This window comes from Thioclava atlantica (assembly GCF_000737065.1).
GTDB classification, from domain to species: Bacteria; Pseudomonadota; Alphaproteobacteria; order Rhodobacterales; family Rhodobacteraceae; genus Thioclava; species Thioclava atlantica.
The window spans coordinates 48960-72479 of record NZ_AQRC01000003.1 but is presented as its reverse complement, the minus strand read 5'-3'; the positions used below and the strand labels follow the sequence as shown (position 1 = coordinate 72479).

18 protein-coding genes are annotated in these 23520 nt (G+C 64.8%); 10 read left to right on the top strand and 8 right to left on the bottom strand.

From position 1 onward, the window contains the following. Entirely contained in the window at positions 1 to 858 is an 858-nt protein-coding gene (locus DW2_RS04585; RefSeq protein WP_038144156.1) for a prephenate dehydratase, read from the bottom strand. Between the two features lie 204 nt (positions 859 to 1062). On the opposite strand from DW2_RS04585, the gene DW2_RS04580 reads away from it, so the two are divergent. The 8 genes from DW2_RS04580 to DW2_RS04545 all read left to right on the top strand — a co-directional run bounded on the left by DW2_RS04580 (position 1063) and on the right by DW2_RS04545 (position 13782). Beyond that, positions 1063 to 1620 carry a c-type cytochrome gene (locus tag DW2_RS04580; RefSeq protein ID WP_038144154.1) on the top strand — a complete coding sequence of 186 codons (558 nt, stop codon included), beginning with the start codon at positions 1063 to 1065 and terminating at the stop codon, positions 1618 to 1620. A 176-nt stretch (positions 1621 to 1796) separates the two neighbouring features. Beyond that, positions 1797 to 3695: an extracellular solute-binding protein gene (locus DW2_RS04575; protein WP_202900090.1), complete on the top strand. Its 1899-nt coding sequence runs from the start codon at positions 1797 to 1799 to the stop codon at positions 3693 to 3695. 24 nt (positions 3696 to 3719) lie between these two features. Beyond that, the gene (locus tag DW2_RS04570; protein ID WP_038144151.1) at positions 3720 to 4877 is read left to right on the top strand and encodes a microcin C ABC transporter permease YejB; all 1158 of its coding nucleotides are present in this window, start codon (positions 3720 to 3722) and stop codon (positions 4875 to 4877) included. Further along, positions 4877 to 5989 carry an ABC transporter permease gene (locus DW2_RS04565; protein WP_038144475.1) on the top strand — a complete coding sequence of 371 codons (1113 nt, stop codon included), beginning with the start codon at positions 4877 to 4879 and terminating at the stop codon, positions 5987 to 5989. Before DW2_RS04570 ends, DW2_RS04565 begins: the two co-directional genes overlap by 1 nt. Further along, positions 5986 to 7596 carry an ABC transporter ATP-binding protein gene (locus DW2_RS04560; protein WP_038144150.1) on the top strand — a complete coding sequence of 537 codons (1611 nt, stop codon included), beginning with the start codon at positions 5986 to 5988 and terminating at the stop codon, positions 7594 to 7596. The genes DW2_RS04565 and DW2_RS04560 overlap by 4 nt, the downstream gene beginning before the upstream one ends. Further along, the gene (locus tag DW2_RS04555) at positions 7593 to 8819 is read left to right on the top strand and encodes a glycosyltransferase (protein WP_038144149.1); all 1227 of its coding nucleotides are present in this window, start codon (positions 7593 to 7595) and stop codon (positions 8817 to 8819) included. The genes DW2_RS04560 and DW2_RS04555 overlap by 4 nt, the downstream gene beginning before the upstream one ends. Positions 8820 to 8914: 95 nt before the next feature. Beyond that, on the top strand, positions 8915 to 10393 hold the full coding sequence (locus tag DW2_RS04550; RefSeq protein WP_038144146.1) for a Y-family DNA polymerase: 1479 nt from the start codon (positions 8915 to 8917) through the stop codon (positions 10391 to 10393). Beyond that, entirely contained in the window at positions 10390 to 13782 is a 3393-nt protein-coding gene (locus DW2_RS04545; protein WP_081874854.1) for an error-prone DNA polymerase, read from the top strand. Before DW2_RS04550 ends, DW2_RS04545 begins: the two co-directional genes overlap by 4 nt. 40 nt (positions 13783 to 13822) lie before the next feature. Here the strand turns inward: DW2_RS04545 and DW2_RS04540 are convergent, their stop codons facing one another. The 5 genes from DW2_RS04540 to DW2_RS04520 all read right to left on the bottom strand — a co-directional run bounded on the left by DW2_RS04540 (position 13823) and on the right by DW2_RS04520 (position 18949). Beyond that, positions 13823 to 14125, bottom strand: coding sequence for a hypothetical protein (locus tag DW2_RS04540; RefSeq protein WP_156102884.1), 303 nt, complete (start codon positions 14123 to 14125; stop codon positions 13823 to 13825). 244 nt (positions 14126 to 14369) lie between these two features. Beyond that, complete coding sequence (locus DW2_RS04535; protein ID WP_051855417.1) at positions 14370 to 15281, bottom strand: glycoside hydrolase family 26 protein; 912 nt, start codon at positions 15279 to 15281, stop codon at positions 14370 to 14372. Between the two features lie 34 nt (positions 15282 to 15315). After that, positions 15316 to 17130 carry a glycosyltransferase gene (locus DW2_RS04530; protein ID WP_051855414.1) on the bottom strand — a complete coding sequence of 605 codons (1815 nt, stop codon included), beginning with the start codon at positions 17128 to 17130 and terminating at the stop codon, positions 15316 to 15318. Continuing rightward, a complete protein-coding gene (locus tag DW2_RS04525) occupies positions 17130 to 18116 on the bottom strand; it encodes a UDP-glucuronic acid decarboxylase family protein (RefSeq protein WP_038144471.1) in 987 nt (328 codons plus the stop codon). The genes DW2_RS04530 and DW2_RS04525 overlap by 1 nt, the downstream gene beginning before the upstream one ends. Positions 18117 to 18517: 401 nt before the next feature. Then, complete coding sequence (locus DW2_RS04520) at positions 18518 to 18949, bottom strand: autoinducer binding domain-containing protein (protein WP_162178884.1); 432 nt, start codon at positions 18947 to 18949, stop codon at positions 18518 to 18520. A 98-nt stretch (positions 18950 to 19047) separates the two neighbouring features. On the opposite strand from DW2_RS04520, the gene DW2_RS04515 reads away from it, so the two are divergent. Both DW2_RS04515 and DW2_RS04510 read left to right on the top strand, forming a co-directional pair. Beyond that, positions 19048 to 19653: a helix-turn-helix transcriptional regulator gene (locus tag DW2_RS04515; RefSeq protein ID WP_038144142.1), complete on the top strand. Its 606-nt coding sequence runs from the start codon at positions 19048 to 19050 to the stop codon at positions 19651 to 19653. Positions 19654 to 19726: 73 nt separating this feature from the next. Continuing rightward, positions 19727 to 20392: an acyl-homoserine-lactone synthase gene (locus DW2_RS04510; RefSeq protein ID WP_038144140.1), complete on the top strand. Its 666-nt coding sequence runs from the start codon at positions 19727 to 19729 to the stop codon at positions 20390 to 20392. A 75-nt stretch (positions 20393 to 20467) separates the two neighbouring features. On the opposite strand, the gene DW2_RS04505 is transcribed toward DW2_RS04510, so the two are convergent. Then, positions 20468 to 20899, bottom strand: a complete 432-nt coding sequence (locus DW2_RS04505; protein WP_038144139.1) for a universal stress protein — start codon at positions 20897 to 20899, stop codon at positions 20468 to 20470. Then, a complete protein-coding gene (locus DW2_RS04500; RefSeq protein WP_038144137.1) occupies positions 20896 to 23511 on the bottom strand; it encodes a TRAP transporter permease in 2616 nt (871 codons plus the stop codon). The genes DW2_RS04505 and DW2_RS04500 overlap by 4 nt, the downstream gene beginning before the upstream one ends. Positions 23512 to 23520: the final 9 nt, after the last annotated feature.

Genomic DNA, 23520 nt, shown 5'->3' with positions numbered 1-23520 from the left:
TCAGCCGTCGCGACGCGGATCGGCCGGGTAGACCCCGAGGATCTCGAGATAGTCGGTGAAATAGTCGAGCTCTTCGAGCGCGCGCGCGAGCGCGGGGTCGTCGGGGTGACCCTCGACATCGGCATAGAACTGGGTCGCGGTGAAATTGCCGCCCACCATGTAGCTTTCGAGCTTGGTCATGTTCACGCCGTTGGTCGCGAACCCGCCCATTGCCTTGTAGAGCGCGGCGGGGATGTTGCGCACGCGGAAGACGAAGGTGGTCATCATCTTGTCGCCGCGGCGCGTCAGGTCGGGCTCGCGCGCCATGATCAGGAAGCGCGTGGTGTTGCGCGAATGATCCTCGATATGGCGGGCGAGCACCTCGAGGCCATAGATCTCGCCGGCGAGTTCCGAGGCGAGTGCGGCGACCGACTTGTCGCCCTTCTCCGCGACGATCTGCGCCGAGCCTGCCGTATCCGCGCCGGTGATGCGGTGAATGCCATGCTCGGTGAGGAACGCGCGGCACTGGCCCAGGAGCACGGTGTGGCTCATGGCCTGCTTGATGTCGGAAAGCTGGGCGCCGGGCACCGCGAGCAGGTTGATATGCACCCGAACGAAGGCCTCGTCGACGATATGCAGCCCGGAGGAGGGCAGCAGGTAATGGATGTCGGCGACCCGGCCATAGGTCGAATTCTCGACCGGAAGCATCGCGAGATCCGCCTCGCCGCGCTTCACCGTGTCGATCACGTCCTCGAATGTCCGGCAGGGGATCGCCTCGAGCCCCGGGCGGGCGTCGCGGCAGGCCTGATGCGAATAGGCGCCCGGTTCGCCCTGAAAGGCGATCCGGCCCGTGCGCTGTCCCTCGCTGTGTCCGCCCATCACCCGTCCCTCCGCTTTCGATGCCGTATCGACTGCCTAGCCTGCCCTCGCGGCAAAGAAAAGAGGGCCCTCCCGATCGGCCTCACGCGGCGTCATTCCCGCAATTGCGTTCCGAAATCGGATCACATCCGGTAAAGTTCCCTTGATCTGAAAAGGCCTCTGCGGATAGATGCGCGGGAGGACGACGCATATCAGGGACGAGACATGTTCAACACCATGACCTTCACCAAGGCAGCGGGCGCGCTTTTGGGTGCGTTCTTGCTTTTCCTTCTCACGTCCTGGGCTTCCAGCGGGCTCTACCATGTCGGCGAGGCCGAGGATTCCTCGGGCGGCGATCACGAGGTGGCACAGTCCGACAAGCCGATGATGTCCGCCGCGCCGGGTGATCTGCTGGCCAAGGACGACACCGGTGGCGACGCCGCGGCTGCGGAGGAAGAGACCCAGATCGCGCTTGGCGACGGGGATCCGGCGAAGGGCGAGAAGATCTTCGGCAAGTGCAAGGCCTGCCACAGTCTCGAAGGCAAGAACGGCGTCGGCCCGCATCTCGACGGTGTGGTGGATCGCGAAGTGGCCGCCGTCGACGGGTTCAACTACTCGGATGCGCTCAAGTCGCATGGCGGCACCTGGACGCTCGAGGCGCTCAACGAGTGGCTGACCAATCCGAAAGACTACATCCCGGGCAACAAGATGTCCTTCGCGGGCCTCAAGAAGGCCGAGGACCGCAACGACGTCATCGCCTATCTTCAGGAACACTCGAATTAAGGCGATACGCCGGAACTCGCTCAAAGGGCCGCTCGTGAGGAGCGGCCCTTTCACATTCCGGCCCGCACCCTTACAGATTCGTAACTTGCCCCGTTACGCCCTTGGCTTTTAGCTTGGGTGGACGCGGCCGGAGGTCTTTGAGCAGGGAGTAGCCGAGTATGCGGGAAATGCGCGTGATGAGCGGGGATGCCGGAACCGGCTGGATGCAGGGCGGGATGCGCGGGTTCGGAGCGCTGCTTCTGGGCGGCATCGTCTGGACCACGCTTGCGCTCGGGGCCCATGCGCAGGACCAGAGCGGTGACACCATTACCTCCTACGGCATCGCCACGCTCGGCTCGCTCAAGTACCCGGCGGATTTCCCGCATCTCGATTACGTCAATCCCGATGCGCCCAAGGGGGGCGAGATCTCGGAATGGGCGCCGGGCGGGTTCGACAACTACAATCCCTATTCGATCCAGGGGCGCGCCGCGGCGCTTGCTTCCGCGCCGCTGGAATCGCTGATGGAGGGGACGGCCGACACGGTGGGCGAGCTCTACTGCCTGCTGTGCAAGAGCCTCGAATATCCGAAGTCGAAGGATTGGGTGATCTTCACCCTGCGTGACGGCATCAAATTCTCCGACGGCACGCCGCTGACCGCCGAAGATGTCGTGTTCTCCTACGAGCAGCTGCGCGACAAGGGGCTCAGCTCGTTCCGCGCGGTGATCTCTCAGCAGGTGAAATCGGCCGAGGTGATCGACCCGACCCATGTGAAGTTCACCTTCCTGCCGGACTATCCGCGCCGCGACCTGATCCAGTCGGTAGCGACTCTGCCGGTGTTTTCGAAGGCCCAGTTCGAGAAAGACAAGATCGACCTGTCGCAGACCTCGGACGAGCCTTTCATCGGCTCGGGCCCCTACATGTTCGACAGCGTGAAGAACAACCGCTCGATCACCTGGAAGCGCAATCCCGACTATTGGGGAAAGGACCTGCCGATCAACAAGGGGCGGTCGAATTTCGACAAGATCCGCATCGAGTATTTCGGCGATTACCAGTCGGCTTTCGAGGGGTTCAAATCCGGCACCTACACCTTCCGCAACGAAGCCAGCTCGATCATCTGGGCCACCGGCTACGATTTCCCCGCGATGCAGACCGGAGAGATCCAGAAAGCGGAGCTTCCGAACGGCAATATCGCCTCGGGGCAGGCCTTCGTGATCAACCTTCGCCGGCCCAAATTCGACGATGTCCGGGTGCGCGAGGCGCTCGACCTGATGTTCAACTTCGAATGGTCGAACGAGACCCTGTTCTACGGGCTCTATGACCGGGTCGAGAGCGTCTGGGAGAATTCCGAGCTTCAGGCCAAGGGCAAGCCCACGCCCGAAGAGGTCAAGATCCTCGAACCGCTCGCCAAGGACCTGCCGGAGGGCATCCTGACCGACGAGGCGGTGATCCAGCCGGTCTCGGGCAAGCGTCAGCTCGATCGCAAGAACATGCGCAAGGCGGCCAAGCTGCTTGAAGAGGCGGGCTGGAAGGTCGGGGATGACGGGAAACGCCGCAACGCGAAAGGCGAGGTTCTGAGCGTCTCGATCCTCAATGACAGCCAGACCTTCGACCGCGTGATCAATCCCTATGTCCAGAACCTGCAGGCGCTCGGGATCGACGCGCGGATGGACCGCGTCGATGACAGCGAGTTCGAGAACCGCCGCCGCAGCCACGACTTCGACATGATCACCACCCATCTGGGGCAGGACTACATCCCGGGCGCCGATCTTCAGCAGTATTTCGGCTCGAAGAACACCGATGACGTGTTCAATGCGATGGGGTTGAAGAACCCGGCGATCGACAAGCTGATCTCGCTGGTCGAGCATGCCAGCACCCATGAGGAGCTGGTGCCGCGCGTCCATGCGCTCGACCGCGCGCTGCGGGCGCTGCGTTTCTGGGTGCCGCAATGGTACAAGCCGACCTACACCGTCGCTTACTGGGATCAGTACGACCACCCGAAAACCCTGCCGCCCTATTCGCTGGGAGAACTGGATTTCTGGTGGTATGACGCCGAGAAGGCCAAGAAACTGGAAGCTAGCGGCGCGCTCAAGCCGTAAGCGATAACGAGCAGAGGGCCAAGAATGGGCGCCTATATCCTGAGGCGATTGCTGATGGTGATCCCCACGCTTCTGGGGATCATGATCATCAACTTCACGCTGACCCAGTTCGTCCCCGGCGGGCCGATCGAGCAGGTCATCGCCCGCGTCCAGGGCGAGGCGGATTCGATGCGCAACATCTCGGGCGGCGGCGATGCCGGCAGCCAGAACCAGGGCGCGGTCGAGGATAGCGGCTATCAGGGCGCGCGCGGCATCTCGCCCGAGCTGCTCAATCAGCTCGAAGTGCAGATGGGCTTCGCGCGCATCACCTGCGACGCGGGGTTCACCGGCACGCCCGATCTCAAGAATCCCGCCTGTCACAAGGAGAAGATCCCCGCCTGGCAGCGCTTTGCGATCATGATGAAGGGCTATCTGACCTTCGATTTCGGCAAGAGCTTCTTTCGCAACGAATCCGTGGTGAACCTGGTGATCGACAAGATGCCGGTCTCGATCACGCTCGGACTGTGGTCGACGCTGCTCGCCTATATCATCTCGATCCCGATGGGCATCCGCAAGGCGGTGCGCGACGGCACGCCCTTCGACACCTGGACCTCCGGCGCGATCATCGTGGGCTACGCGATCCCGGGCTTCCTCTTCGCGGTGATGCTGATGGTGCTCCTCGCGGGCGGCAGCTACTGGAAGATCTTCCCGCTCCGGGGCCTGACATCGGACAATTTCGACCAGCTCTCGATGGTGGGAAAGGCGTTCGATTACCTCTGGCACATCGCGCTGCCGGTGACCGCGACGACGATCGCGAGCTTCGCCACGATGACGTTGCTGACGAAGAACTCCTTCCTCGACGAGATCAACAAGCAATATGTGATGACCGCCCGCGCCAAGGGCCTGTCCGAGAAGAAGGTGCTTTACGGGCACGTGTTCCGCAACGCGATGCTGATCGTGATCGCGGGCTTCCCGGCGCAGTTCCTCGGCATCTTCTTCGGGGCCTCGATCATCGTCGAGACGATCTTCTCGCTCGACGGGCTGGGGCTGCTGGGTTTCCAGGCGGCGGTCGAGCGTGACTACCCGGTGATCTTCGGCACGCTCTACATGTTCGGCCTGATCTCGCTCGTGGTGAATATCATCTCCGACATGATGTATGTCTTCGTCGACCCGCGGATCGATTTCGAGAAGAGGGACGGATGATGCGGCTGAGCCCTCTCAATCAGCGCCGCTGGCGCAACTTCAAGGCCAATCGGCGGGCCCTGTGGTCGCTGGTGATCTTCGGCATCCTCTTCCTCGCGGCCCTGTTCGCGGAGTTCCTCGCCAACGACAAGCCGATCGTGGTGAGCTATCGCGGGCAGCTCTATTTCCCGATCTACAAGTTCTATCCCGAAACCGCCTTCGGCGGCGATTTCCGCACCGAGGCGATCTATCGCGACCCGGTCGTGCAATGCCTCATCGAGACCGGCGGCAACGAGACCTGTTTCGATGCCGACGATCCGCAGGCGCTGGCGAAGGACGCGCTGAAGACGGGAGAGATCGACGGCGAGGCCATCGACAAGGGCTGGATGATCTGGCCGCCGATCCCCTACAGCTACAACACGATCAACGATGTGGGCACCGCCCCTTCGTCCCCCGATGCGCAGCACTGGCTCGGCACCGACGACACCGCGCGCGACGTGCTCGCCCGGGTGATCTACGGCTTCCGCACCTCTGTCCTGTTCGCACTGATCGTGACCGGCATCGGTTCGCTCATCGGGATCGCGGCGGGCGCGGTGCAGGGCTATTTCGGCGGCAAGGTGGATCTGTTCTTCCAGCGGATTCTGGAAATCTGGTCCTCCACGCCCTCGCTCTACGTCATCATCATTCTCTTCGCGATCCTCGGGCGCAGCTTCTGGCTGCTGGTGATGGTCTCGATCCTGTTCGGCTGGCCGGCGCTGGTGGGCGTGGTGCGCGCCGAGTTCCTGCGCGCGCGCAATTTCGAATATGTCCGGGCGGCGCGTGCCCTGGGCGTCTCCGACCGCGTGATCATGTTCCGCCACATCCTGCCCAATGCGATGGTGGCGACGCTGACCATGCTGCCCTTCGTCATCACCGGTGCGATCGGGGCGCTCGCCTCGCTCGATTATCTGGGTTACGGATTGCCATCCTCCGCGCCGTCGCTGGGAGAACTGGCGCTGCAGGGCAAACAGCACCTGCAGGCGCCATGGCTCGCCTTCTCGGCCTTCTTCACCTTCGCCATCATGCTTTCGCTTCTCGTCTTCATCTTCGAGGGCATCCGTGACGCGTTCGATCCCCGAAAGGTGTTCCGATGAAAACGGTTCTCGAGGTCGAAAACCTGAAGGTCTCCTTCCGGCAGGAGGGGCGTGAGATTCCCGCCGTGAAGGGGGTGAGCTTCACCGTGGGGGCCGGCGAGACGGTGGCTCTGGTGGGCGAATCCGGCTCGGGGAAGTCGGTGACCGCGCTCTCGACCGTGGCGCTGGTCGGCGGCAACGCGACGCTCCAGGGCTCGATCCGCTACGAGGGGCGCGAGATGATCGGCGCCTCCGAGCGCGAGCTGATGGCGGTCCGGGGCAACGATATCAGCTTCATCTTCCAGGAGCCGATGACCTCGCTCAACCCGCTCCACACGCTGGAAAAGCAGATCACCGAGAGCCTCGCGCTGCATCAGGGCCTGCGCGGCGAGGCGGCGCGCGCGCGCGTCATCGAGCTGCTCGCGAAGGTCGGCATCCAGAACCCCGAAAGCCGTCTGGCGGATTACCCGCACCAGCTCTCGGGCGGGCAGCGCCAGCGGGTGATGATCGCGATGGCGCTCGCCAACGGGCCCGACCTGCTGATCGCGGACGAGCCGACGACCGCGCTCGACGTGACGATCCAGGCGCAGATCCTCGAACTGCTCGCCGATCTCAAGCGCGACATGGGGATGAGCCTGCTGTTCATCTCGCATGACCTCGGCGTGGTGCGCCGCATCGCGGATCGGGTCTGCGTGATGCAGAACGGCGAGATCGTCGAGCAGGGCCCGACCGAGGAGATCTTCGCCAATCCCCAGCATCCCTACACGCGCAAACTGCTCGCGGCGGAGCCGACCGGCATGGCCGATCCGGTGCCCGCATCCGCGCCCGAACTGGTGCGCACCGAACATCTCAAGATCTGGTTTCCGATCCAGCGCGGGCTGCTGCGCAAGACGATCGGCCATGTGAAGGCGGTCAATGACGCCTCGCTTTCGGTGCGCGCGGGCGAGACGCTCGGCATCGTGGGGGAATCCGGGTCGGGCAAGACCACGCTCGCGCTCGCGATCATGCGGCTCATCGCCTCCGAAGGCCTGATCGTCTACGAGAACGAGGATATCTCGAAATGGCATGCGGGGCGCCTGCGCGCGCTGCGCCGCGACATGCAGATCGTCTTCCAGGACCCGTTCGGCTCGCTCTCGCCGCGCATGACGGTCGAGCAGATCATCGGCGAGGGGTTGACCGTTCACGGCGTCGATCCGGGGCGCAACCGCCGCGAGATGGTGGCCGAGATCATGGAGGAGACGGGCCTCGATCCGGCGATGATGGAGCGCTACCCGCACGAGTTCTCGGGCGGCCAGCGTCAGCGCATCGCGATCGCCCGCGCGATGATCCTGCGGCCCAAGGTCGTGGTGCTCGACGAACCCACCTCGGCGCTCGACATGACGGTGCAGGTGCAGATCGTGGACCTGCTGCGCAACCTGCAGCGCCGTCACGGGCTCGCCTATCTCTTCATCAGTCATGACCTGCGGGTGGTGCGCGCGCTCAGCCACAAGATCATGGTGATGAAGCGCGGCGACGTGGTCGAGGCGGGCAATGCCGAGGATGTCTTCGCCAACCCGCAGACCGAGTATACGCGCCAGCTCATGGCCGCCGCTCTGGGCAAGACCGCGCTCGAGCCCGAAAGCGCATGAAGATCCTCTTCGTGCACCAGAATTTCCCGGGCCAGTTCGTGCATCTGGCGCCGGCTCTGGCAGCGCGCGGTCATGACGTGCTCGCGCTCACCGCCGAGACCAATGAACGGCCCTCGCCGGTGAACGTCGTGCGCTATCGCAAACCCGAGCAGGTGAAGCTCTCCTCGCGCCTCACCCGGCTTTACGCCGAAAACGCCGAGCGGGGCGTGAAGGCCGCCTTCGCCGCGCGACAATTGCGCGAGCGTCACGGGTATGTGCCCGACGTGATCTTCGGCCATTCCGGCTGGGGCGAGACGCTGTTTCTGCGCGAGGTCTGGCCCGAGGCGAAGCTGCTCGTCTATGCCGAGCTGATGTATCGCACGACCGGGCTCGACACCGATTTCGACCCGGAATTCGCCCGTTCCGGCCTGGAGAGCCGGATCTCGACCGCCGCGCGTTCGGCCCATCTGATCCAGGCGATGGTGCAGGCCGATGCGGGGCTCGCCCCGACCGAGTTCCAGGCCGCGACCTTCCCGCCCGAGCTGCGCGACAAGCTCACCATCTGCCATGACGGGATTGACTGCGCACGGCTCGCGCCGAACCCGGGCGCCCGCTTCACCGTGCCCGGCACCACGCTCGCCTTCCGGCCGGGCGACGAGGTGCTGACCTTCGTCAACCGCTCGCTCGAACCCTATCGCGGCTATCATACCTTCCTGCGCGCGCTGCCCGACGTTCTGGCCGCACGCCCCGACGCCCATGTGCTCATCGTCGGCGAGGAGGGCCAGAGCTATGGCGGTCCGCCCAAGGACGCGCAAAGCTGGAAACGGAAATTCCTCGACGAGGTGGCGGACCGGCTCGATCTCGGCCGCGTCCATTTCCTCGGACGGATCCCCTATGGCGATTACGTCAACCTGCTCCATGTGAGCCGGGTCCACGCCTATCTGACCTATCCCTTCGTGCTCAGCTGGTCGCTGATGGAGGCGATGGCGGCGGGCTGCGCGATCGTCGCCTCCGATACCGCCCCGGTGCGCGAGGTGATCGCCGATGGCCAGACCGGGCGGCTCGTCGATTTCTTCGACATCCCCGGCTGGTCGCGCGCCTTGACCGAGGGGCTGGCAGAGCCCGGGAGTTTCGCGCCGATGCGGGCCTCCGCCCGGGCTTTCATCTGCGAGCATCATGATCTCAAGAGCCGCTGCCTGCCGCGCCTGATCTCCTTCGTCGAAGAGGCGGCCGCGCAGGGCTGATCCCATCCGGGCCCGCGCATGACTCGACTCCGGATGCGGACAGACCTAAAAAGAACAAAATAAGAACATTTGAGTCGGAAGACACGGGTCTGGAGATGTTCGACGGGAGATCGCGGCGCATCATGTCGATCTGGTTTCCCCGGTTGGCGAGCGACCGGGTTCTGCGCGCATGCCCGCTCGAGGCGCCCTTCGCGCTGATCTGGCGCGAGGGCAATACCGACCGCATCTCCTGTCTCAACGCGGCGGCCGAAGGGCAGGGGCTCGCCTGTGGCATGGCACTGTCGGAGGCGCGCGCCTTCTGCCCCGCGCTCCGGACCGCACCCGCCGATCCGCCCCGCGAGGCCCGGTTCCAGGAGAGCCTGCGCCGCTGGGCCACCCGCTATTGCCCCTGGGTGGGGCTGGAAGGCGCGGATGGCCTGGTGCTCGACATCACCGGCTCGGATCACCTCTGGGGCGGCGAGGAGGCGATGCTGGGCGAAATGCAGGGCCGGCTCGCCCGCGCCCGGATCACCGCCCGGCTGGGGCTCGCCGATACCCGAGGGGCGGCCTGGGCGCTGGCGCATTTCGCCCCCGGGCGGGCTGCGCCGGGCGCGGGGATGCGCGCGCTCGCGCCTCTGCCCGTGGCCGCGCTGCGCCTGCCGCCCGAGACGGTGACGGGCCTGCAACGGCTCGGGTTGCGCGACATCGGGGACCTGACCCGGACGCCGCGTGCCCCTCTGGCACGGCGCTTCGGCAAGGGGCTGATGGCGCGGCTCGACCAGGCGCTGGGCGCCGCACCCGAACAGATCTCCCCGCGCGCCGATCCCCCCCATTACGGAGTGCGGCTCACGCTGCCCGAGCCGATCGGGGCCCGGGAGGACGTCATGGAGGGCGTGCGGCGCCTGCTCGCGCGTCTCTGCGCCAAGCTCAAGGCGCGCGAGGCGGGGGCCCGGGTGCTCGCGCTCACCCTGCGCCGGGTCGATCAGGCCAGCCAGCAGGTCGAGCTGCGCCTCGCCGCCCCCCTGCGCGACCCGCAGCGCATCGCGCCGCTCTTCGCGCGCGGGCTCGAGGATGTCGATGCGGGTTTCGGGATCGACCAGATGCGGCTCGAGGCCACGCAGGTCGAGCCGCTCCCCATCCGCCAGATCGGCGCGGTGGCCACCGAAACCCGCGACCGGCTGGGCGATCTGATCACCCGGATCGGGTTGCGGATCGGGCTCGAGAATGTCCAGCGCTGCCTGCCCGCCGAAAGCCATATCCCCGAACGCAGCTTCCTGATCGCGCCGGCCGCCTTCTCCGAACCCGAGGGAAACTGGCACCCGCCGCAGCCCCGCCCGCTGCGCCTCTTTGCGCCCGAACCGCTCAGTGCGGACAGTCCCGATCCGCCCCGCCGCTTCCGCTGGCGCCGCCTGAGCCTGACCACCGAACGCGCCGAGGGGCCCGAGCGCCTCGCGCCCGAATGGTGGTTCGACGATCCGAACTGGCGGCGCGGGGTGCGCGATTACTGGCGGGTGGAGACCGGGCAGGGCTGGCGGCTCTGGATGTTCCACACTCCGCAGGATCCGGGCTGGTTCGTCGAGGGGATCTTCGCATGACCCGCCCCTTCCTCTTGACGGAAATATCCCGGGGGGCGCCCGAGGGGCGCGGGGGCAGCGCCCCCTCCACGCCCGTCCTTTCCGCCGCCTATGCCGAACTCTGCACCCGTTCCAACTTCACCTTCCTCAACGGAGCCTCGCATCCCGAGGAACTGATCGTGCGCGCCGCCGAGCTGGGGCTCGAAGCCATCGCGATCACCGATCGCAACTCGCTCGCGGGCGTGGTGCGCGCCTTCTCCGCGCTCAAGGAGCTGAGGCGCGAGGCGGATGAGGCGCTGCGCATCCGCTCCGAGACCCTGCGCGATGAGAGCTCGCGCCAGCCGATCGGATCGCCGCAGGACCTGGCGCGTCCCGCCACCGCGCGCTTGCCGAAACTGATCACCGGCGCGCGGCTGGTGCTGAGCGATTGCCCGGTCGAATGGGTGGCGCTGCCGATGGACCGCGCGGCCTATCACCGGCTCAGCCAATTGCTGACCCGCGGCAAGCGCCGGGCGGGGAAGGGGGAGTGCCATCTCACCCGCGCGGATTTGTTGGAAAGCTGCGAGGGGATGATCCTGATCGCGCTGCCGCCCGCCGATCTGGCCCGTGCCGCGCGCCCGTTGCAGGAGATGCGGCGGCGCTATCCGGGGCAGGTCTTCCTCGGCGCGCCGCCGCGCTATGACGGATCGGATCAGCCTTGGTTCGATGCCTGCGCGGCGCTGGCCTTGAGGACCTCGGCGCCGATGGTGGCCTTGGGGGACGTGCTGATGCATCGCGCCAGCCGCCGCCAATTGGCCGATGTGCTCACCTGCATGCGCGAGGGCTGTACCATCGACAGCCTCGGTACCCGTGCGCTGCCCAATGCCGAGCGGCGGCTGAAGGGGCCGCAGGACATGGCGCGGCTCTATCGCCGCCACCCGGCCGCGCTGCGCCGCACCCTCGAGATCGCCGCGCGCTGCGGCTTCGACCTGTCCGAACTGAGCTACGAATATCCCGACGAGGTCGCGCAAGACGAGCCCGCGCAGGACCGGCTCGACCGGCTCGCCCGCGAGGGGCTGGCGCGGCGCTGCCCGGCGGGCATCCCCGAACGCCACGGGGCCCTTCTGGACAAGGAACTGCGCCTCGTCTCCGAGCTCGGTTTCGCCGCCTATTTCCTCACCGTCCACGATATCGTCCAGCACGCGCGCAGCCGGGGCATCCTGTGCCAGGGGCGGGGCTCTGCGGCCAATTCGATCATCTGCTGGGCGCTCGGCATCACCGATGTCAGCCCCGACCAGATCGGCATGGTCTTCGAACGGTTCGTGTCGAAACACCGCGGCGAGCCCCCCGATATCGACGTCGATTTCGAGCATGAACGCCGCGAGGAGGTGATCCAGTGGATCTACGAGCGCTACGGCCGCGAGCGCGCCGGGCTTTGCGCGACCGTGATCCATTTCCGCACCCGCGCCGCGATCCGCGAGGTCGGCAAGGTGATGGGGCTGAGCGCGGATGTGGCCGCCAGCCTCGCGGGCCAGATCTGGGGGATTTCGGGCAAGGGGCCAGACCACGCGCGGTTGCACGAAGTGGGCCTCGACCCGAGCGACCGGCGGCTCTCGCAGACGCTCAAGCTGATCCGCGAGATCATCGGATTTCCGCGCCATCTGAGCCAGCATGTCGGCGGCTTCGTCATCACCAAGGGCCGGCTCGACGCGCTCTGCCCGATCGAGAACGCGGCGATGGAGGGGCGGACCTGCATCGAATGGGACAAGGACGATATCGACACGCTGGGCATCCTCAAGGTCGATGTGCTGAGCCTCGGGATGTTGACCTGCATCCGCAAGTCGTTCGACCTTCTGGCAGCCCACGAGAAGACAGAGCTCAGCCTCGCCGCCGTCCCGCAGGAGGACGCGCCGACCTATGACATGCTGTGCCGCGCCGATGCGGTGGGGGTGTTCCAGGTCGAGAGCCGCGCGCAGATGAACTTCCTGCCACGGATGCGCCCGCGCACTTTCTACGACCTCGTGATCGAGGTCGCCATCGTGCGACCCGGTCCGATCCAGGGCGGCATGGTGCACCCTTACATCAACCGAAGGCAGGGGCGCGAGAAGGTCGATTTCCCCTCGGCCGAACTGGAGGGCGTGCTGGGCAAGACCCTCGGCGTGCCGCTGTTTCAGGAGCAGGCGATGCAGATCGCGGTGGTGGCTGCGGGCTTCACGCCCGAAGAGGCCGACCGATTGCGCCGTTCGCTTGCGACCTTCCGCAAGATGGGCACGATCGGCACGTTTCGCGACCGGTTCGTGGAAGGGATGCTGGCGCGCGGCTACGCGCCCGATTTCGCCGATCGCTGCTTTTCCCAGATCGAGGGCTTCGGGGAATACGGCTTTCCCGAGAGCCATGCCGCGGCCTTCGCGCATCTCACCTATGTCTCGTCCTGGCTCAAATGCCACCACCCCGCGATCTTCGCCTGCGCGCTGCTGAATTCACAGCCGATGGGCTTCTACGCGCCTGCCCAGATCGTGCGGGACGTCCGCGAACACGGGGTCGAGGTGCGGCCCGTCTGCATCAACCATTCGGACTGGGACAACACGCTGGAGCGCCGCGCCGACGGGGCGCTGGCGCTGCGTCTGGGCTTTCGGCAGATCAAGGGATTTCGCGAGGAGGATGCCGGCTGGATCGCCGCCGCGCGCGGCAATGGCTATCCCGATCCGGAGAGCCTCTGGCTGCGCGCGGGCACGCCGCCGCATGTGCTCGAGCGGATCGCCGAGGCGGACGGTTTCGCCGGGATCGGGCTGACGCGCCGCGATGCGCTCTGGGCGGTGAAGGCGATCCGGGCGCCCGCGCCGCTGCCGCTCTTCGCCGATCCGCTGGACGGGGAAGGGGGGCGCGAACCCTCCGTCGAGCTGCCCGCGATGCATCTGGGAGAGGAGGTCGTGGAGGATTACGTGGCGCTCAGGCTGTCGCTCCGGGCCCATCCGATGGAGCTTCTGCGCCCCTCGATCGAGGGGCTCACACCCCATGCCGACCTGGCCGCGATCAGGCAAAGCCGCGTTACCGTCTGCGGCCTCGTCATCACCCGGCAGCGCCCCGGAACCGCCTCGGGCGTGATCTTTCTCACCCTCGAGGACGAGACCGGGGTGAGCAATGTCGTGGTCTGGCCCAAGCTCTATGAACGCTTCCGCCGGGCGGTGATGGGAGGGCGGCTCCTGCGGGTCTCGGGGCGGCTCGAGCGGGAGGGGATCGTGGTCCACCTGATCGCCGAAGTCATCGAGGACCTTTCGCCCCGGCTGGCCGATCTCGGGCACCCTCTGGACGACGTGTTGGGCCTCACCGCGCCGCAGGCCGACGATGCGCCCAGATCCCGCCCGCAGACCACAGCGCGTCATCCGCGCGAGCAGGCGAAACGGCTATTTCCGAGCCGCGATTTCCATTGAGGGCCTGGGGTCGCCCCGCGCCTTCACGGCGCGGGCAGGTTCAGCGCTGGTAGCAGCGCGACTTCGAGCCGAAGCCGGAGGGCGAGCAGACCCAGCTGCCATTGCCGAGCGAACGCGCCTGCGCGGTACGCTCCACCGGGCGCGGATCGGGGTTGCGGCGTGCAAGCCAGTCGAAGCGGGCGCTGCCCTTGCCGGCATGGCTCTTGACCGTGACCTTGACCGGAGAAAACTCCAGAAGGCGCGCCTGTTGTGCCTGCGCCGTTCCGAACGAGGCCGGGAGGAGGAGCGTGGCCGCCACCAGACCGCTGGCCGCGGTGCGCGAAAACATGGAACTGATACTCATTGTGCTCTGCCCTTTTGCGATCACTGGACCGACCCGCGTGCCGCGAGACGGTTCGTTTCCGTTCTCATTGGACGCAGGAATGAGGGATCGAGCTTAGGGGGTCAAGTTGGCTCCTCCCGTGGCGTAAAGATGGCGATTCCTGGGCGGGCCTGAAAAACTCCGCGCAGGAGGATTTCCTGCGCGGAGTCAATATCTTGTATGGATATGGTGGGGTCGGCGAAAATTCGCCACTACCCGTGGTAGGTCATTTCAGAACCTGGTTCTTGATTCTCCAGTCGGGCGTGCCGAATCCCTCGGGCCACGGATAGACTTCGACCTGGTTGAAATAGACGACGCCGACGAGATTGGGATATTCCGGCATCTCCTGGCGGACCCGGTTCTTCCACATGTCCACATAGCCCTGATCCCCGACATAGCCGAGTTCGGCCACCGAAACCGGCTTGCCGAAAGCCGCCGCACGCTCGTAGCGCGGCTTGAAGATCTCGTCGAAGGTCCGGTCATGACCGTATTTGGCCTGATCCCAGGCCTGGAGGCCGAATACCGTGAGGCCGACGATATCCACGTAATCGTCTCCCGGATAGTACTCGGCCATGTTCTCGTCCCCGAGCGGCGACCACATCAAGGTGATGTTGGGCGCGGACTTTTTGCACAGGTCGGTCATGCGGTGATAGGCGGAGATGTAATCCTCGGGGTTCCAGTCGGACCAGATGAACTGACCGCTCTGATCGTCCATCTCATGGGCGAAACGGAGCGTGACCGGGCTCTTGAGCGTGGCGAGCACGTCGCAGATCGCGGTCATGTTCGCATCATATTCCCCGCTGGCGATGCCACGCCGCAGGTATTGCGCGGTGTTGCGTTCCGAGCGCGACCAGGTCCAGGGCTCGACCGTCACGAGCAGCGCGCGGTTGCGCTCGAGTGCGTATGCATCCGCGTCATTGAGCGAGGGCAGGTACACGTCTTCCCAGGGCAGGAAGAGATGTTCGATGACCACACCCGGCTTGTCGGCGAAATCCCCGTCGGGATCGTAGACGCCGAAGGGCAGGGTCCCGGGAGGCACTTCGACCGTGGCTGCCTGCGCGGGCGCGCAGAGCAGGGTCAAACCAAGCGACGCCGCTCCCAATGCGGGGCCGACCTTCCGTAAGAGCGACAAAATCATTTTTCCGTTCCTCCTTCTAAGCTCCCCCTGGACATCAATTCGTCCAGCCGGGAGAAATCCTGAACTTGGCCTTTCCCGCCGCCCCGATGCCCGCGCCCGAAACGAGATACTCCACGCGGGTCAGGTGCAGCGGCTTCAGGCCGACCAGAAGCGCGTGAAGGCTCTCGTTCCCGCGCAGCCAGATCGCGCTGAAGCCGAGAATGAAAATCATGCTGAGCGCGCCCATCTGCAGCGCGATGTCGCGCGACCAGAGCGAGACGTCGAAAGATGCGGACCGTGCGACGGAGCCGAACATCACGCTCAGCAGCACGAAATAGAAAAGCGTGTTGAGCAGCGCGAGCAGGTAGAAGCCGCGCGCCTCGGTGACGTTTCCCGAGAAGATCACCGGCAGCGCCGCCCCGACCGCGAGCCCGCTATAGACGCCGATCACCCGCGCGGGCAGACGCGCCGAGGCGGCCGATCCTTTCGGCGTGATGCGGAAATCGACGAAATTGCCGGTGATCCGGTCGCGCAGCGCCATCACGCAGCCCCAGAAGACCCAGGGCCACTGCATCATCACGAAAAGCGCCTTTTCCCAGGCGATGACCTTCGCCGTGCTCGGGCGCATCAGCCCGTCGCGCCGGAGCTGATAGGCGATCAGCACCAGCATGAAGCCGGCCGGGAAGGCGTGGCCGATGAAGCCCGGATATGTGACATCCGCGAACCGCATGTCGAAGCTGACGGCGACGATCGGTGCGAAATACATCACCGACATCGCGACGGCGAAGACCACATACCAAGTCTGGCACAGGACGAAGAGGAATTTCAGTCGCAATGGCAGGCTGGAGAGGTAATTGGGCGTGTAGCGCAGCAGAAGCGTGAAGAGCGAACGCGACCATTGGAATTCCTGGGTCACGAGATCGGTCACGCTGGACGGCCCGTCGCCGATCGCGATCGCGTCGATCGCGTGGACGCCACGCCACCCGGCGGCGTTGATCAGCATCGTCGTCGAATGATCCTCGGCGAGTTCCGGGCCGAGCCCGCCCGCCTCCTTCAGCGCTTTCGTCCGCACCGTGTAATGCGACCCGATGCACATCGGCGCGAAGACTGCCGTGTAGCCTGCCTGAAGGACGCCGTGGAACGCCGCCTCCGAAAAGAGGCGGGTGCGCGCGGCCCAGCTCTGATCGGCATTGGCGGCACAGATCGAGGGCGCGCTGACATAGCCCACCGCCGGGTCGTCGAAGGGGCGGAGCATTTCAAGCAAATAGCCCCGTTGGGGCACATGGTCGGCGTCGAGCTGACTGACGATGTCGTAATCCCGGTAGCCCCATTTGTCGTAGAAATAGGCGAGATTTCCCTCCTTGCAGCGCGTTCGCCGCGGCCATTCGGTCTGGTGATACTCCGCCACGCCCTTTCGCGACGACACCTTCACCCCATGCGCCGCGCACCAGGCGAGGGTTTCGGGCGAGGGATCCTCGTCGGCCAGCCACGTGTCATGCGGGTAATCCTGCGCGAGCATCGCCTCGAGCGTCTTCTGGACCACCGCAAAGGGCTCGGACGGGGTCTTCGTGGTGATCATCGCGACCCGCCAGCGCCCCGGCTCCGGATCGGGCGAGGTCGAGCGCCGCGCATGCAAGAAGACGGCGATGAAATAGGCCTGCATCGCGAAGAGCCAGATCAGCGTGCCGGTGATCACGAGATAGGGGAGCCAGCCCAGCACGTGAAACGGGTTGAGCCACCAGGTCCAGAAATAGAGCGCGCCCAGGCCCCAAAGGACAACCATGACGCGGTAGCGAAGAAGTTGCTGGCGGGTGAACACGGGCCCGAGATAGCCGGCCTCCTCGGCGGCGCGTATCTCGGGTCTCAGCATCAGGCGACGCCTCCTATTTCCTGACCGAGCACGGCATCGCGAAAATACGTGATCGTCGGCAGCAGCCCGGCGCGCAGCGCGACCTTCGGGGCCCAGCCCAGCGTCACGCCGGCCCGCGTGATGTCGGGGCAGCGCTGCAGCGGATCGTCGATGGGCAGCGGCTTGTGGATGATGGGCGACTGCGCGCCGCAAATCTCGCGCACGATTCGGGCGATGGCGGCCACGGTATATTCGCCGGGATTCCCGAGATTGACCGGCCGGGGGCCCACGGTTTCGCTTTCCATCAGCGCGATCATCCCCGCAAGAAGGTCATCGACATAGCAGAGCGAACGGGTCTGCATGCCATCACCATAAATTGTGATTGGCAATCCGGATATAGCTTGCGTGACAAAATTCGAGACCACCCGCCCGTCATCTGGTGCCATGCGCGGACCGTAAGTGTTGAAGATCCGGGCGATCCGGATGTCTGTGCCATGCGTAAGGTGATAATCGTGAAACAGCGTCTCGGCCGCCCGCTTGCCTTCGTCATAGCAGGAGCGCGGCCCGACCGTATTGACCACGCCGCGATATTCCTCGGGCTGCGGGCTGATGTCCGGGTCGCCATAGACCTCCGACGTCGAGGCCTGAAGGATTCGCGCCCCCTTGCGATCCGCCAGCGCGAGCATGTTGAACGCCCCGAGAATGCAGATCTGGAAGGTGTTGATCGGATCGCGCTGATATTTCGGCGGCGAGGCCGGGCAGGCGAGGTTGTAGATGCGATCGAGCGGCCCGGAATGGGAAAACGGAACGATCACGTCGTGTTCGACGAAACTGAAGCGCGGATGCCTCTCCAGATGTGCGATATTGCGCCGCCTGCCGGTCTGGAGGTTGTCGAGGCAGATCACCTGGTGACCTTGCTCGATCAGCCGATCGCAAAGATGAGATCCCAAGAACCCGGCTCCTCCAGTGACGAGGCAACGCAAGTTGCGCCGGCGTCGCTGACGCATGTCTCTCAAGCGCGCATATGCGCGATAACGCGGCATTTCCGTCATGGTTCTTCCCCCCACAAGAAGAACGGGTCCCGGCTTCCGCGCTCCGGAATTCAGAACGACGTCAGGCTGACGCCTGCGCGGAACGGGAACCCTTTAAAAATACTAACGAAAATTTTCAGAGCTGCGTTGAACCAGATCAAGGAAAAGCAGCGCCCGAGGAGGGACAATTCGCTCGCCGCGAAAATTCCTCCCTTCGATTCAATGAGGAATGCACGCTATGGTTGAATTGGCTGGCTCCGAAATAGCCTTCGCAATTCGCGAGCGCCGCTCTCGATTCGGCCGATGAACCGAATGGCCGCCTCCCCTCGTCATCCGGGTAAAAGGCAGGTCAGGGGAGACCGAACGGCCAGGTACCCTCAAAGCGCAGAGAGGTTTTCCGTGAGGTCGTGCAGGTGTTGCGTGACGCCCAGAAGGTACTGGGCCTCCGTCTCCGTGAAAGGGGCCGAGCTGCGCGTAAAGCCGGAAATCGAGCGCGAGCTGTTCGGACCGACCGAACAGGTCAGACCGTTCTTGAGACCGTATTGCGCGGCCTCGGCAAGGATGCCGTTCGGGTCGTCGAGATCGGCCCACCGCACGATGCCGCGCTCCCGGAGACCCCAGAGCACGACCGGGTCCTCGATCATCATCCCCTTCTCGCTGTAGCGGTCGATCCAGGCCTGCGGATAGGTCCGGTACAAGATGTTGGGACGGGTGAAGCGAATATGTAGCGCGAAAGCAAAACCCGTATCGCAAATAGTTGCCAGCTCATCGAGAGCCTTAGCGATTTCGTGACGGTTTGCTGTTTCCATCTCCGGCATTCGTCTTTAGGTTGTCAATGTCAGGCCGGATCGCGACCGGGGGAACGGTAGGCCTTGGCCAGGAGGAGCGCAAGCGATTTGACCATTTGATGGAACTCAAGGACTGCGACACCCGGTTGGATGAGATCGCTCCTGCTGGCTATTACGTGGCGTTGCGGGTCGGCTACTCGTTCCCGGAAGCAGAGCTCAATCGCCTCAATGCCGACTGGGTGGAGATTTACACGCAAGAGGGACTGGTGGTTCAGGATCCTTCCATGCGTTGGGTCTATGGCAATGTGGGCTGGATCCGGTGGGACGAAATGACGCTCCCCGATCCCATGAATGTCGGCGCGATGGCGCGGCGGATGGGGTTGCATTACGGGGCGACGATTTCCTTCAATTCGGCGGACGATATCGGGCGGCGCAGCCACGCGGTTCTCTTTCGCAGCGATCGCGATTTCACCGATAAGGAGCTCGACGAAGTGTTCGAGCTCGTGCGCAGCCTGCATCTGGATGCCTCGCGCCGGTCGCTGACCCCCGCGGAGCTCGAGGCGATCCGATTCCGCGCCGACGGCCTGCTCATCAAGCAGATCGCGGCCGAACTCGATATCAGCGAGAGCGGGGTGAAGGCGAGGCTCGCCTCCGCCTCCCGCAAGCTCGGGGCAAAGAACGCGATCGAAATGCTTACGATCGCGACCTCAAGGCGACTGATTTAACGCAGATCAACCATAAATGGTGAGTCGTTCACTATTTCGTGGGCACGATGGAGTCATCCAGAAGGAGGCTCCAATGCAGAACTGCATTTTCGAATTTTCCCAACTTCATCGCTTTGGCACCGCGTTCTACGACTTCTTGCGGCTTCGCAAGGAGGTGTTCGTCGACGAGCTGGGCTGGGACGTTCCCCATAATGACGAGGTCGAGATGGACCAGTACGACACGCCGCTGGCCCATTATTCGCTGGTTCTCAAGGATGGCAAGGTCGTGGGCGGAGCACGCGCGATGTCCACCGCCGCGATCTGGGGCGGCAGCACCTACATGCTGCGAGATGCGCATCTGGGCAAGCTGCCCCATATCCCCCCGGAAATCCTGCCCGACGAGATCGCGAGCCCCAATGTGTGGGAATGCACCCGGCTCGTGATCTCAAGCGAGCTGACGACGCAGGCCGAGCGGGCGACCTGCCTGCGGATGATCGTCGACGGGCTTGTCGAGCGTGCGCTCGAACGCGGCGCGCAGGAGCTGATCTGCCTGTCTTCGCTTGCGCTGATGCGGGCGCTGCGCCAGCTCGGATACGAGGTCACAAGGATGGGGCCGATCTATCGCAACGACGAGGATGGCCGCCAATATGCCGCGCTTCGCATGCCGGCGGACTATTCGACGCTCCGACAGGCCGAACTTGCCGAGGCCTGCCTGCTGGCGGAACAGTCCAGTGTGATGGCCTACCAGCCGGCGGCCTGAGCCGAGGCGTTTCTCCCAAAGAAGAGAGGCGCCCCGGTTTCCCGGAGCGCCCCTCTCGCATCATTTTGTCGGATCTCAGCGGACGACGAAGACCGACGAGGTCGAGTGGCGCACCACCCGTGCGGCATTGGGGCCGAGCAGGTAATCCTTCAGGTCCGGCCGGTGCGCGCCCAGCACGATCAGATCCGCCCCGTCCTTCTCGGCGAGGCTCAGGATCTCGTGGTAGGCGGTCCCGACACCGACGATATGGCGTACCTTGACGTTGCGTTCCGAGCCCACGACTTCGCCGACATATTTCTCAAGCAGGTCATGCGCATGCTTCTTCGCTTTCGCCGTGTGGTCCGCCGAGAAGAAGGCGCCCACCACCGCGGAACCGTAATCGGGCACCACGGTGACGACGTCGAGCTGGGCGTTTTCCATATCCGCCAGCTTGGCCGCCCATTCGAGGACCTTGCGCTCGGGTTGGGGGCGGTTGATGTCGATCGCGCAGAGAATGGTCTTGGTCATGCCGGTTCTCCTTGGGCAAAGGCCGCGTCATCGTCTTCCTTGCGGCGATATTGCAGGAAAGCGATGAGGCCGAGAAGCAGGAAGGCGGGAATGAACATCAGTTCCTTCGGAAGCTGGTCATTGGGCACCTTCACGTTCGACAGCGTCACGGGCATGTCGCCGTAGAAGTCGAAGCCTTGCAGCTTCTGCTGCAGTTCCGAGCCGAACATCGGCTCGTCCGCGACCATCTTGCCGTCCTGATCGGTCACGCTCAGGCCGAGCGCGTCGAGACGCGCCTGACCGTCAGCGCCCTCGGGGACCTTCACGAGCACGGTCAGGTCCTTGGGTTTCTCGGTGTCGTAATCGGGACCCGAGAAGACCAGACGCAACTCGCGTCCCACCGGCGCCTTGTCGAGACGCTGCACGATATTGGCCGGCGGGATGTCGGTATAGGGCGGCTCCACCATGTCCATGAAGAAGCCGGGGCGGAACAGGGTGAAGGCCACGAGAAGCAGCGCCACCGTCTCCCAGATCCGCGAGCGGGTGATGAACCAGTTCATCGTGCCCGCGGTGAAGACGAGGATGCCGATCGTCGCGATGATGAAGACGAAGATCGCCTGATACCAGGTCACGTCGATCAAGAGCAGGTCGGTGTTGAAGATGAACACGAAGGGCAGGGCCACGGTGCGAAGCGAGTAGAAGAAGGCCGTGAAGCCGGTCTTGATCGCATCGCCCCCCGAGACGGCCGCGGCCGCAAAACTCGCCAGCCCCACGGGTGGTGTCACATCCGCCATGATGCCGAAGTAGAACACGAAGAGATGCACCGCGATCAGCGGCACGACGAGCCCGGACTGCGCGCCGAGATGGACGACCACGCCCACCATGAGCGAGGAGACCACGATGTAGTTCGCGGTGGTCGGCAGGCCCATCCCGAGGATCAGCGACAGGATCGCGACGAAGACCAGCATCAGGATCAGGTTGCCGCCCGAGAGGAACTCGACGAAATCGGCCATCACCTGACCGATCCCGGTCAGCGAGACGGTGCCCACGATGATGCCGGCGGTCGCGGTGGCGAGGCCGATCCCGATCATGTTGCGCGCCCCGTCGATCATCCCGCCGAGAAGGTCGAACAGGCCCTCGCGGAAGAAGCCCATCGGGTTCGTCTGACCGCGGAAGAAGGCCTTGAGGGGCTTCTGGGTCAGAAGGATGCCGAAGAGCAGGAACGACGCCCAGAAGGCCGAGAGGCCCGGCGATTTGCGCTCGATCATCAGGAAGTAGACGAGCACCACGATCGGCAGCAGGAAGTAGAGGCCCGCCTTGTAGATCTCGCCGATCTCGGGGAGTTTCACGATCTCCGAGGTCGGGTCGTCGGGTTCGAGATCGGGTGCCTTCGCCGCCACCCAGACGAGCGCGACATAGGCGAGGATCACCATCAGCGCGAGAACCCAGGCGGCGCCTTCGGGCACCAGCGAGGTGACGAGCCGGACCGGGTATTGCGCCGCGTAGCACAGCGCCGCGAAGCCCGCGAAGAAGGCGAACATGCCGAAGGCCGTGCGCCAGACCGATACCACGCGGTCTCCGATCGTCGGCATCCGGCTTTTCACCGCCTCGAGATGCACGATGTAGAACAGCGCGATGTAGGAGATGATCGCCGGGATGAAGGCGTGCTTGATCACCTCGAGATAGGAGATGCCCACATATTCGACCATCAGGAAGGCGGCCGCACCCATCACGGGCGGCATGATCTGGCCGTTGACCGAGGAGGCCACCTCGACCGAGCCCGCCTTTTCCGCGCTGAAGCCCACGCGCTTCATCAGCGGAATGGTGAAGGTGCCGGTGGTGACCACGTTGGCGATCGACGAGCCCGAGATCAGGCCGGTCGCGGCCGAGCCGACGACGGCGGCTTTCGCCGGACCGCCGCGCAGGTGACCGAGCGCGCCGAAGGCCATCTGGATGAAGTAGTTGCCCGCGCCTGCTTTCTCGAGCAGGGCGCCGAAGAGCACGAAGAGGAACACGAACTTGGTCGAGACGCCGAGCGCGATCCCGAACACCCCTTCCGAGGTGATCCACATATGGCTCATCGCCTTACGCAGCGAGGCGCCGGCCCAGCGGATCTGCTCGGGGAAGAAGTCCGAGGAGCCGAAGAAGACATAGGCCAGGAAGAAGATCGCGAGCGCGACCATCACCGGGCCGAGCGTGCGATAGGCGGCGATGAAGAGGAAAATGAGGCCCACGAGCGAGACATAGGCATCCGTGGTGTCGGCGAGCCCGCCATTGTCGACGATCTTCTGGTAGAAGAAATAGCCGTACATGGCGATCAGCGCGCCGCCGATGGCTAGGATCCAGTCATACCAGGGAACGTAATCCTTGGGCGAGCCCTTGAAGAGCGGATAGGCCATCGCCGATAGGAAGATCGCGTAGGCCAGGTGGATCTGGCGGGCGTTGTTGATGAGATCGCCGGGCAGCACATAGGGCCCGATGGGCGAGGCCAGCAGGACCTGGAAGACCGACCAGCTCAACGCGATGATCGCGACCATCAGGCCGACCATGCCTCTGGGGCTGCGCGCCCCGCTGTCAGAAGCCTGGACGAGCTCCTGCAATTCCTGTTCGTTCAAGGCGCGATTTTCCGCCATTGTTCCCCC